Source organism: Microcoleus sp. AT8-A3 (assembly GCF_036705675.1).
Taxonomy (GTDB): Bacteria; Cyanobacteriota; Cyanobacteriia; order Cyanobacteriales; family Microcoleaceae; genus Microcoleus.
In genome coordinates this window covers 129,490-141,435 of record NZ_JAUBVD010000013.1, presented here as the reverse complement: position 1 = coordinate 141,435, position 11,946 = coordinate 129,490, and the positions used below count along the sequence as shown (strand labels likewise).

8 protein-coding genes are annotated in these 11,946 nt (G+C 46.7%); 6 read left to right on the top strand and 2 right to left on the bottom strand.

The annotated features are described in order from the left end of the window. Positions 1 to 51: 51 nt before the first annotated feature. Positions 52 to 372 (bottom strand): DNA cytosine methyltransferase, encoded by a 321-nt coding sequence (locus QUB51_RS10760; protein ID WP_333264157.1) that lies wholly within the window; start codon positions 370 to 372, stop codon positions 52 to 54. A 383-nt stretch (positions 373 to 755) separates the two neighbouring features. Here QUB51_RS10760 and QUB51_RS10755 point away from each other — a divergent pair, with 383 nt between their 5' ends. The 4 genes from QUB51_RS10755 to QUB51_RS10740 all read left to right on the top strand — a co-directional run bounded on the left by QUB51_RS10755 (position 756) and on the right by QUB51_RS10740 (position 6,061). Continuing rightward, the gene (locus QUB51_RS10755; protein ID WP_333264160.1) at positions 756 to 1,811 is read left to right on the top strand and encodes an alpha/beta fold hydrolase; all 1,056 of its coding nucleotides are present in this window, start codon (positions 756 to 758) and stop codon (positions 1,809 to 1,811) included. Between the two features lie 394 nt (positions 1,812 to 2,205). Further along, entirely contained in the window at positions 2,206 to 3,807 is a 1,602-nt protein-coding gene (locus tag QUB51_RS10750; protein ID WP_333054484.1) for a metallophosphoesterase, read from the top strand. Between the two features lie 182 nt (positions 3,808 to 3,989). Beyond that, entirely contained in the window at positions 3,990 to 4,718 is a 729-nt protein-coding gene (locus QUB51_RS10745) for a DUF3891 family protein (RefSeq protein WP_333054483.1), read from the top strand. A 374-nt stretch (positions 4,719 to 5,092) separates the two neighbouring features. Then, the gene (locus QUB51_RS10740; protein WP_333054482.1) at positions 5,093 to 6,061 is read left to right on the top strand and encodes a YegS/Rv2252/BmrU family lipid kinase; all 969 of its coding nucleotides are present in this window, start codon (positions 5,093 to 5,095) and stop codon (positions 6,059 to 6,061) included. Between the two features lie 52 nt (positions 6,062 to 6,113). On the opposite strand, the gene QUB51_RS10735 is transcribed toward QUB51_RS10740, so the two are convergent. After that, on the bottom strand, positions 6,114 to 6,470 hold the full coding sequence (locus tag QUB51_RS10735; protein WP_006631047.1) for a hypothetical protein: 357 nt from the start codon (positions 6,468 to 6,470) through the stop codon (positions 6,114 to 6,116). A gap of 380 nt (positions 6,471 to 6,850) precedes the next feature. Here QUB51_RS10735 and QUB51_RS10730 point away from each other — a divergent pair, with 380 nt between their 5' ends. Both QUB51_RS10730 and QUB51_RS10725 read left to right on the top strand, forming a co-directional pair. Next, the gene (locus tag QUB51_RS10730) at positions 6,851 to 11,344 is read left to right on the top strand and encodes a WD40 domain-containing protein (protein ID WP_333054481.1); all 4,494 of its coding nucleotides are present in this window, start codon (positions 6,851 to 6,853) and stop codon (positions 11,342 to 11,344) included. A gap of 310 nt (positions 11,345 to 11,654) precedes the next feature. Continuing rightward, positions 11,655 to 11,879 (top strand): AbrB/MazE/SpoVT family DNA-binding domain-containing protein, encoded by a 225-nt coding sequence (locus QUB51_RS10725; protein ID WP_333054479.1) that lies wholly within the window; start codon positions 11,655 to 11,657, stop codon positions 11,877 to 11,879. The last annotated feature ends 67 nt before the right edge of the window (positions 11,880 to 11,946 follow it).

Here is an 11,946-nt window from a genome sequence, read left to right as displayed (position 1 = left end):
GGGTCATTTTTTAACGTTATATGCTTGCTATGTAAGCATTATAACCTATTTTTATCGTATTTTATGTTTAAGTCCCGTTATATGAGTTGCCGAGGCGATCGCATTTATTTCAACACTTGCTACTGGTCGAAAACCTGCTTGCAATAAACCTTGGGTCATGCCGCCCGCGCCGCAAAAAATATCGACAAATGTATAGTCTGATTTGGACAGTGACTGAGATTCAATATCAATGAATATCTTGTAGGGGTCGCAGTCATTTGCTTCCAGTTCGCGTTGGATGCGTTCGTAACGCCCTAATTTTGCTTTCTTTTGCTTTTTGGCAGGAATTGGTTCTGACTCATTTGAGAACAAAGACAATTGTATTGCTTCCATTTTATATTTGTTTACTGCGTTCTATCTGATGTTGCCCACTTGGGCTAGGGTGTAGGGTTCGATCGCGCTTGGAGTCGGAGAGTGCGATCGTCCTATTGTACATCTGCGCGGGGATGCAAGACTCAGAAACCCTGTTTCTGAAAGCAACCAGGTTTTTGTAGTTTGGGCGCTCCGCTACAATATGCTAAACCTCGTTAGCTGGCATTCTTCTCTATTCGCCAATAAATGGTTCCAAATAAATAGCCATTAATATTTTGGCTTGACTTCGCCCTTGAGTGCATTTACTCAAAAAGTATTGCGGTTTTCAGGGTTATTCGCTACAATAGCCAACCTGTCAAGTAAAAAAATCCCATCAACAAGACAGACATTTCCCACATCCGCTTATGACCATTGCCTATACTCCACCTTGGCTGCTCAACAACGGCCTGTTAATGACGTTGTACACCGCATTAAGGGCTAGTCGCCGCTGGGAAAAGACGATCGCTTACCCAGAGCCCCCTTACCGAGAACACATCTTTACTGGTGCCTGTGGAGTCCCGATTTTCGGCTGGGTTGCCATCCCCGAAAATCCCCGATATACCATTGTCGGCACTTACGGCATTACTGGCGATCTGGATAATCAATGGTATCTGAAGCTACTAGGCCGTAAAGCCTATGCCCAAGGCTGTGCATTGGTGTTATTTGACTGGCGAGCTCACGGCAAAACTGCCCAACTCTCTCCCACCCTGACTTCTGATGGTCTATACGAAGGTGAAGATTTCGTTCGGATTGCTGCCGCTGCTAAAGAAATGGGATGTCCCGCCCCTTTTTGGTTCACTGGTTATTCTCTGGGGGGACAATTAGCCTTGTGGGCCGTAAAATCAGCTCAGACGATCGCAGATTGGGGGCCTGACTTAGGGCTCGAAGAGTCAGAACTAGCAGGCGCGGCGGTGATTTGCCCCAGCTTGGACTCGAACCGTTCTCTGTCTTATCTAGTTAAAGATGAGTGGGGGAAATTTTTAGAAAAAGCGATCGCGCGACAGTTAAAAAAACTAGCAAAAAACATCGCCGCATCGCATCCAGGGGCGATCGATCCTGCCGCTATTGAACGCGCCAACAGCATTTGGGGCTTTGACCATGAACTGGTAATTGGCCCGTTAGGTTTCTCCTCTGTGGAAGAATACTATGAGGCTAGCAGCGCTCTACACATTTTGCCTCACCTCAAAAAACCCACTTACATCCTTTATGCAGCAGACGATCCGATGTTTGATCCGGTGCTTGTCTCTGAGTTGCAAGCCATTGGCGCGAACAATTCTGCCTTAGAATTAGTGGTGACAGCCTACGGCGGTCATGTTGGGCATATCAGTAGTAAACGCTGTCAGCATCAATTTGGTGATAGCGATCGGTGGTGGGCCTGGAATCGGATTTTACAGTGGTTCGATGCCTTGAGTGTTGATTGAGATTATCAAATAAAACCTGAACACTCCTCGGCAATAGTTGCGGGAGGAAAGGATTAGGGGGTTTTTGGCCGTTGCTGTCGGTTTTAAGGAAATATTCTGGTAAAAAACCCGGTTTCTGAGTACCCGCGCCTCAAACCAAAGAAACCGGGTTTTTGGCCGTTGCTGTCGGTTTTAAGGAAATATTCTGGTAAAAAACCCGGTTTCTGAGTACCCGCGCCTCAAACCAAAGAAACCGGGTTTTTGGCCGTTGCGATCGGTTTTAACGCCGTATTCTCGTCCCAAACCCGGTTGCTGAGTACCCGCGCCTCGATTTTCAGCTTTTAGAGAGAGGTAAAAACTCGCCCGATCGCTACACTATTAACTAGGAACTCAGCAATTTTGGAGAAGAGGTGAATTGAAATTCGTTTCCGACCCGCAAATAAAAGTCAAAATCCGCAAAATGAACGAGCGGGTGCGGTGGCAAGAACAGTCGATCGTCCATCGGGGAATCGACCAAACTCGGATGGTTTTGGAATCTCCAACCACCGACTCTCCAGAGTTTTCGTTTTTAGTTGTAGGCGACAGCGGCACGGGCAATCACCGCGGCTACAATCCCCAGCGACAGATTGCCGAACAGATGGTCTCCGAGCGCGAAACTTGCCGTTTCGTCCTCCACACCGGCGATGTAGTTTATCTCGTCGGTTCCAGCGAATATTACTTGCAAAACTTTATTCGCCCCTACCGAGAATTTATAGTCGGCGGCGAGGAGCCATCTCGGATTGCCTACGATCGCATGGTGTTTAACTTTCCGTTTTTGCCCGTACCGGGAAACCACGACTATTACGACTTGCCGATAGTCTACGGCCTTCTGTCGGCGACAGCTTTGCCGCTGCGCCGGCTGTTGGGTTCCAAGTTGGATCTCGATGTCGGCTGGCACGGTTCCGATCGCGGAAACACCTACGCCAAAGCCTTTCTCGACTACCTGCAAGCTCACAAAATGCCGGGAGAACTCGATCGCCACCTAGACGCCCACTACACCGCCAGCACCAGCACAGGCCGCTGCCTCCGCTACCAACCCGGACGCTTTACCCGCTTACCCAACCGCTACTACACCTTCTGCAGTGGCGGCATCGACTTCTTCGCCCTTGACTCCAACACTTTCAACGAACCATTACCGATCCCGAAAACCAAACAGGGCGACATTCGCCGCCAGAATTTGGAACTCGATCGTCAGAAGTTGGAACAAGAAAAATTGGCAATGATCGAAATCTGCGATCGGCTAAACCCCGAAATTCCCGAGGAAGCCGAACAGCTAGACGACTTGGGCGCCAAGTTAGAGCAAGTTGACGAAATCCTGATGGATATTGACAAACAACTGTCGTCGCACAAAACAGCAGCCACAGACGTTGAACAGCTCGAATGGCTGAAAAAAAGGCTGATTGACTCTTGGCGGGATTCCGAGGTGCGGGGGCGGGTAATTTACCTGCACCATCCCCCCTACGTAACCGAGGCGACAAAGTGGAATCAAGCTCAAACTTTGGCGGTTCGGTTGCGATTGCGCGAGGTACTCGACGCGGTGGCCGATGCTGTTGGGGACGCGGCGCAGGGGCGTCCGCTAGTAGATTTGGTGCTGACGGGCCACGCTCACTGTTTGGAATACCTGCGGACTGGGGATACTGGACACGGCGACTCTGGGATTAATTGGATTGTCTGCGGGGGAAGCGGCCACAGTCTCCGCCGCCAGCGCCCGGAAGGGCCGATGTTGGAGGAAGCATTGAGTCCTGAAGCTTATCGGTTGGCGCGGCAGTCTGGTTCCGAAACAGCCAGCCGGCGGGTAGCGGAGTCTTTGCTATTTGTCGGCCGCAGCGGTCAAGGTTCCCACAAACGTCGTCCTTATTCGTGTTTGCGGATTGATGTTCTCGATGGGTGTCCCCCCAAATTCCGCATCCGACCTATTGTTGTCGAACGATTTGAGGGGAAATGGCAGGATATCTCGATCGAACCTTTTGTGATTTAGCATCAGTCATTCAATTGGATTGTGGGGAGTAGGGGTTGGGCACGCGAGCCCGCCCAAACAGGCACTCCGGCCTGTTCCACAAAAATTCAATTTGATTGTGGGTTGGGCACGCGAGCCCGCCCAAACAGGCACTCCGGCCTGTTCCAGAAAACCAACATCACTTAATTCAGGACAAAAATTCAATGATTGCTAACTTAACCGCCACCGGCTGGGAAATTATTTACCACCGCGCCCATGCTTTGCTCGCCGCCCAACTTGGCGGACAGTGGAAGCGCTCGAAATCTCCGCTTCGGTTGTACGAAACCATAGCCGCGATTTCGCATCACGATGATTTGGAGAAAGAGTGGGAAGAAAATATTTTAACTGAAGCGGGCGCGCCCTTTGATTTTACTTTGCAGACGGAAACTTCTCTGCCTAAAATTAAAGCCATGACGCAGAATTCCCTATATCGCGGTAGGTGGGTAGCCATGCTGATTTCTATGCACATGAGTTATCTCAACGAAGGAAAGCGGGGAGAGTCCAAGGAACTCGACGAATTTTTGGACGAACAACTGGAAAATCAAAAAAAATGGCAAAAAGAGTTGAAGATTTCCGAGGAAGATGCTAAGGCAGCTTATGCTTTTTTCCAGTGGTGCGATCGGCTATCATTAATTCTTTGCAGCCGCGAGTTACCTGCAGGAGAACGAGCTTTAGAAATTAGTGTCGGCCCGGACGGCAAGCGCTACGATATTGTACAGCACAGCAACGAACTCGTGACTGTAACTCCTTGGCCTTTTGAAGACGATAAATTTACTGTCAACGTCGAAGCGTGCAATTTAAATCAAGTCAAATTTGACACCAATGAGGAAATCAAGGAAGCGTTGCACAAAGCTCCGCGCAAAGTCTTAGAGTGGACTTTTGTCAAGTCTTAACTAAACCTTTGAAAAATAGGTGAGGGTTGTTGTCGAAGTTTAGCGGGCATGGCATTTGTGTTAACTTAATCTTAAAACCATGTCTCATATTATGTCGGGTCGATTACCCCTAATACGGTAGGGGTTCCCCTCACGAAAAATATCTGCCAATAATTGACAATCTCAAAAACCTGCCCTGTTAATCGCGGTCACTCGATCGGACATGATATCAATCAGCATTATAGTTGAGTCTTGATCCCCCCCTCACCCCCCTTAATCAGGGGGAGTAGGGGGTGGACAAGAACACTCAAAGTCAACTCCTACTCCCCTGATTAAGGGGGATTTAGGGGGAGCGAAACTTCGATATAAACGTTACGTATTACCTATTACCAACTATGAAACGTTCAGCTTGCCTAATTTTCAATCCAGTCGCCGGTAACAGCGACCCCGACCAAGACTTAGCTAGAATTCAGGAACTTTTAGAGCCTTTTATTGACTTAGACATTCGTCTGACAACCCCAGAATTAGACGCAGATCAAATCGCCCGCGAAGCAGTTGCTAGGGGAGTTGAAGAAATTATTGCTTCCGGGGGCGACGGCACATTATCAGCAGTTGCTGGGGCGATTGTGAGCACAAATATTCCTTTAGGAATTATTTCGCGGGGAACGGCTAATGCTTTTGCGAATGCTTTAGATATTCCGAATACAATTGAAACCGCCTGCGCCACTATTTTGGGAGGGTTGACGCGGGTAGTGGATGCCGGGATTTGCAACGGTAAAATGCCGATGGTTTTGTTAGCTGGAGTGGGTTTTGAGGCAGAAACTGTCGAACTAGCCGATCGCGAAATGAAGAATCGCTGGGGAATGCTGGCTTACATTTTGTCAGGAATTAAACAGTTAAACAATTTAGAAAGATTTGAAGCGGAAATAGAAACCGACGATAAAATTATCCACCTTACTGCTGTGGCCGTAACAGTAGCAAATGCAGCGCCGCCTACTTCCATTTTAGCTCAAGGCCCGGCGGGGATTGTTTTTGATGACGGCTTGCTGGACGTGACGCTGGTTGCGCCGGAGAATAAAGCTGGGGCGATCGCAGCTTCTTATCACCTATTGCAAACCGCTTTGAGCGGCAATCCTACCGATCGCGATGACATCGGTTATTTGCGGGCAAAAAAAATAAAAATTACTACCGATCCGCCTCAAAAAGTGGTTTTAGACGGGGAAATTATCGGCATGACTCCGGTTTCTATTGAGTGCGTTCCGGGAGGTTTAACTATTTTTGTACCGCGAGTTGAAGAAGCACCAGTGGTGGAAAAACTCACTGGTTTAGCGGACATCGAAGTTACATTGAAGCCCTCAACTTAAAAATTTTAGCGAAACAAACAAAAAGAAAGACCGCCCGGGCGGTCTTTTGTTTTTAGGCGTCTAAAATTTGGCGAATGCGGCGCTCCAAACGTTCGAGATCGAGTCCGCCTTCATCGCGGCTGATGCGTCGCACGGTGACGTTAACATTGCTCAAATCGGCAAGCAAATCTTGCAGGATTTCTTGTTGCTGCCGAGCTTGAGTTATTTCGCGCGGTTCCTGCACCAAATCGCGAACGATTGTATCTTCCGCGCGCGAAGCAACGATCGGGTCTGCTTCGCCGTCTACGTGTACGAAAGTGCGCCGACCGGGCCCCCGTTCTTCTTCAATTGGTATTACTGCTGTTACTCGATCGGAGCGTACATATTTGCCAAATCCCAGGTGGACTAAGACAGAAGATTGTATTTTCATAGATAGCAATTTTTATTTGTTAGTTATCTATATTTTAACTTTGCCAACTCAGAGATGACAACTAATATCCTAGCTGTTTGTACTACAATATGTGTCGGTATTTTCTGTGTTTTATAGTTGTCAATTTTCCTAAAAAGTGCTAAGTTAATTAACTGGATATAAGTTACCAACGGTGGGTCAGAAACCGGGTTTTTAACGAAAAGACGCGCTCCAACCAGCAGATTCGGTAAAAACCCGGTTTCTTTGGTCGGAGCGCGTAAATCCTGTTACCATAATAAAAATAGAGCAGTTTGCGATCGCCCGCAACGCATTTCAGGGACACAGCCTACCGATTCTAGATTTGAGCATTACTTCCACGGAAAAACAGGAAAGCCTAAATCATGCTAATTAGTCTCGACTTAGTTATCAGTATCCTGACGACAATTCCCTTCGGCACTATCAAAGACAAGTTTCAGCGCAACGAAACTGTCATCAAAATCTTAAAAAGATTTAACCTCGACCCGGATGCTCCGCCCGCAGATTTTAGCGGAGTTTATGTTTATACTTTAGTAGAATACGGCGCTGGCAAACCCAAGCAGATTTTAGAACTGTTTCGCCAAAAAGAGATTGAATCAGCATTTCGCAAAGCCTTCGAGTCCGATAGCCCAGCCATTTTAATTAAAGCAGGCGATGAATATCTGAATGAGAGTGCTTTAGGCAAAGAAATTCGAGATTTAGGCATTGACCCCAGACGGGAATTCATGGCATTTGCCGCCGTGTTTATGGAAGTAGCAAAGCGGACGCGGACGCTGGGAGATGTGATGATGGGAAATTCGATCGCCTCTTTGCAAAAACGCCTATCTATGGTAATGGATCGCATCGAACGCCTCCCCACTATCGAAGGAATTCGCACCGAATTTGCACGACTGGAAGCTGAAGATTATCCCGCACTTCCCGCAGCAGCATCAACTAATATTCAAAAGTCTCAAGCTTTTATTTTATCACAACAAGTTCGCGGGTGGTTTGAAACATTAAGTTATAAGTTTGAAACCTATCAAATCTCGGAGGATAACTATTTTGAATGGATTATCAATGTTCCTGTCAGACGCAATCGGTACGATCGCATTTTAGTGCGCGGAATTGCCGGAGAAGCCGGACTCAGAGACATCTCAGCCTTGCGCGAGTCGGTGGAAAAACAGCGCACCGATGAAGGATGGTTAGTCACCGCCCGCCGCATCAGTCGCGCCGCGCGGGATGAGGTAGAGAAAGACGAAAATCGTAATTTAGCTTGCTATACGTTTGATGAATTACTCGACCAAGATGCCGATTTTACCGCTTATCTGGATTGGCTAGAAACAGAAATTACTAGCCGAGAAATTGATACCAAATATGTGCCGCTAGCTTGTACGAAAGAAGAAATTGACCCCGATACTCACCGCAAGATAGGCGTGAGTCATTATGACGGGCGAGATGGCTGGATCGAAGGTTATATTGACCTGTGGTTGAATGACCCAGTAAAAGAACATATTTCAGTTTTAGGAGAATTTGGAACCGGCAAAACTTGGTTTGCGATGCACTATGCTTGGATGGCGCTGCAACGCTACAAAGAAGCTCAAAAGCGCGGCTTGGAACGTCCGCGTTTGCCGTTAGTAATTCCTTTGCGAGATTACGCGAAAGCTGTTAGTGTGGAGTCCCTATTTTCTGAGTTTTTCTTTCGCAAGCACGAGATACCTTTGGCGGGTTATTCGGCTTTTGAACAACTGAATCGGATGGGTAAATTTTTGTTGATTTTCGATGGTTTTGATGAAATGGCCGCTAAGTGCGATCGGCAAGAAACCATCAACAACTTCTGGGAACTAGCAAAAGCCGTCGTTCCCGGCGCAAAAGTTATCCTGACTTGCCGTACCGAACACTTTCCTGAAGGCAAGGAAGGACGGGCATTGTTCAATGCAGAACTGCAAGCATCAACAACCATTTTAACAGGCGAAACTCCCCAATTTGAAGTCTTAGAATTAGAGAAATTTAACGACGAACAAATTGGGCAAGCGTTGTCATTTCAAACAGAAGCGGCGACTGTAAAAAAAGTGATGGGAAACCCGCAACTATTGGATTTAGCGCGTCGCCCGGTGATGACCGAGTTAATTTTGGAAGCATTGCCCGATATTGAAGCTGGAAAACCAGTAGATATGTCGCGGATTTATCTGTATGCGGTGCGGCGGAAGATAGAGAGAGATATCAAAGCAGAACGTACTTTTACGTCTGTAGCAGATAAGCTTTACTTTTTATGCGAACTGTCTTGGGAAATGCTGTCTACCAACCAAATGAGTCTCAATTATCGCGGTTTTCCCGATCGCATTCGCAGCTTGTTTGGTTCCGTGGTGCAAGAGGAAAAAGACTTAGACCACTGGCACTATGACATGATGGGTCAAACGATGCTAATCCGCAATGCAGATGGGGATTATACTCCAGCCCATCGTTCGTTATTAGAGTTTTTTGTCGCTTACAAATTTGCAGCAGAATTGGGAGTTTTGGCCGCAGATTTTACCGAATTAGTTGCGCCGGAACAGTCTTGTGTCAATCCTGATGCAGAACCTCGATCGTACACTTGGTCTAATTACTGTCGGCTTCAGGCCCAGAAGAGAAATAACAACGAACTTATCGCGCCTTTGAAAGGATTTGTTGCTGAAGATTTAGGGCAACTTCTTCAGAGTTTCGGACAAGCGCGGCTGACTAAAGCTGTGATGGATTTGTTCTTACCAATGGTAGGGGCTGTACCCTCGTGCCGGCCCTGCCTCGATGTAGGGGCAGCTACGGAGGAATTATTGGAAATTCTGGAAGCAACGCGGGGAAAAACTGAAAGTGAGGTAGGTTATGTGGGAGGGAATGCGGCGACGCTGTTGGTGAAAATCGATCGAACTGCGTTAGAAGCAAAAGACCTTTCTCGTGCAGTTATTTTAGGTGCTGATTTTACAAATGCTAGTCTGCGCCACGTCAATTTTGCTGAAGCAAATTTAGCTAATTCTGATTTTACTAAAATCTTCAGCAGTGTTCGGTCAGTAATATTTAGTCCTGATGGCAAACTGTTAGCTACAGGTGATAGCGATGGCGTAGTTCGCTTGTGGGAAGCTAGCAGTGGCAGAGAAATATTGACCTGTAAAGGACATACCAACGTGGTGGAGTCAGTGACCTTCAGTCCTGACGGTGAGATACTTGCTAGCGGGAGTTATGACAAAACAATCAAGTTATGGGATGTCAAGAGTGGTGAATGTTTAAAAGTGTTGCAGGGACATACCGAATCAGTAATGTTTGTCACCTTCAATCCTGATGGAAATATACTCGCTAGTGGGAGTTTCGATCGCACGATAAGGTTATGGGATATCCGCACGCGTAAATGCCTGCAAATTTTGCAAGGTCATACTGAAAGTGTGTTTTCAGTGGCTTTCCATCCTGCTGGTGAGATGCTTGCCAGTGGCAGCAGCGACACAACAGTAAGGTTGTGGAATATTCACACTGGTGAATGCCTGCAAATTTTGCACGGTCATACTAAAAACGTGTTTTCAGTTGCTTTCAATTCTATTGGTGAAATACTTGCTAGCGGCAGCGGCGACGAAACAGTGAAGCTGTGGAATATCGGCAGCGGTGAATGTCTCAAAACTTTGGAGGGACATTTCGGTCATGTACGGTCAATAGCCTTCAGTCCTTCGGACGAAATACTCGCAAGTGGAAGTCAGGATTGCACAGCAAAACTGTGGGATATCAACAGCGGTGAATGCTTGAATACTTTGCAAGGGCATAACGATCGAGTAGGGTCAGTCGCCTTCAGTCCAAACAGTGAAATACTTGTTAGCGGCAGTTACGATAAAACGCTGAGGCTGTGGGCTATTAACAGCGGTGAATGCTTGAATACGCTGCAAGGGCATAGCAATCAAGTAAGGTCGATCGCCTTCAGCCCCAACGGTGAAATGCTGGCCAGCAGCGATGATGAAAAAACAGTCAAGCTGTGGGATGTCAGCAGTGGTGAATGCCTCCAAATCTTGCACGGACATCTCGATCGGGTAGACTTGGTTGCTTTCAGTCCAAATGGTAAGCTACTTGCTAGCAACAGTTATGACGAAACATTGAGGGTATGGGATATTCGCAGCGGTGAATGCCTTCATACTTTGCCAGAAGTTGACAATGAAACACGATCGATCGCCTTCAGTCCAAATGGTGAAATACTTGCGAGTGCAGGTTACAAACAAACGGTGAGGTTGTGGCATATCGGTACTGGCGAATGTCTCAAAACGTTGCACGGGCATAACAATTCTGTATACTCGGCTGCTTTCAGTCCTTTGGGTGAGATATTTGCCAGTGCAGGTTTTGACGGAACGGTGAGGCTGTGGGATATCCATACTGGTGAAGGCCTCCACATCTTACAGGGGCATACGGGTTGGTCACGCGCGATCGCCTTTAGCCAGAACGGTGAAATACTTGCCAGTGGAAGTGTCGATCGAACAGTAAGATTATGGGATGTTCGCAGTGGTGAATGCCTCCAAATCTTACAGGGGCATACTGATTGGATACGTTCAGTTGCCTTTAGTTATTCTGGTGAAATAGTTGCTAGTGGAAGTGTAGATGGAACGGTAAGAATATGGGATATTCGTACAGGTGAATGTCTAAAAATTTTGCAATGTCATACCAGTAGAATTAACTCTGTTGCCTTCAGTTCAAATGAAAAAATTATTGCTGCTTGCTGTCGGGATGGCACAATTAGACTTTGGGATATTGAGACTGGTGAGTGCCTCAAAATATTGAAAAGTGACAGACCTTATGAAAACATGAATATTGCAGGAGTTACGGGTTTAACGGAAGTTGAAAAAGCCACGCTCAAAGCTTTAGGGGCTGTTGAAAATTAATCGTCGCAAAGGCTGTCACTCCACTAAGTCCGACAGGGAATGAATTCCCTGTCTAATAGCGAAAGTCCTCTAAAGAGGACTAAAGAATTAATTAGTCCTCTTTAGAGGACTTTCGCTTTGAGGCAGGGGTTTCAACCCTTGCCGGACTGCGGGTTTACCCTTAATCTGCATCTACATCATCGCATTCATGCGACAGTCAAATAGAAAAAACCTGAACCGAATCTATATCTACTCTTCTCTGCTAGAATATAGTTGGAGCAAGCGGAGAGTCAATTTAAAATATAAGTTAAATCACTCTGGAGGCAAAACAATGAATACGGCTAAATTATCGATCGCTGATGACTATCAGACAGTCATATTACCTAAAGAATTTCATTTGGCAGGAAATGAAGTGTATGTCAAAAAAATAGGAGATGTTATTGTCCTAATCTCCAAAGAAAATACTTGGCAAACTTTTTTTGATAGTTTAAATATGTTCGCGGATGACTTTATGCTAGTCAGGAATCAGCTTCCTTTGGAGACTAGAGAGGCTTAAGAATGACATTATTACTAGAGTTATCCTGAACATCACTTACCCACGAGTAGTCAGAAACCGGGTTTTT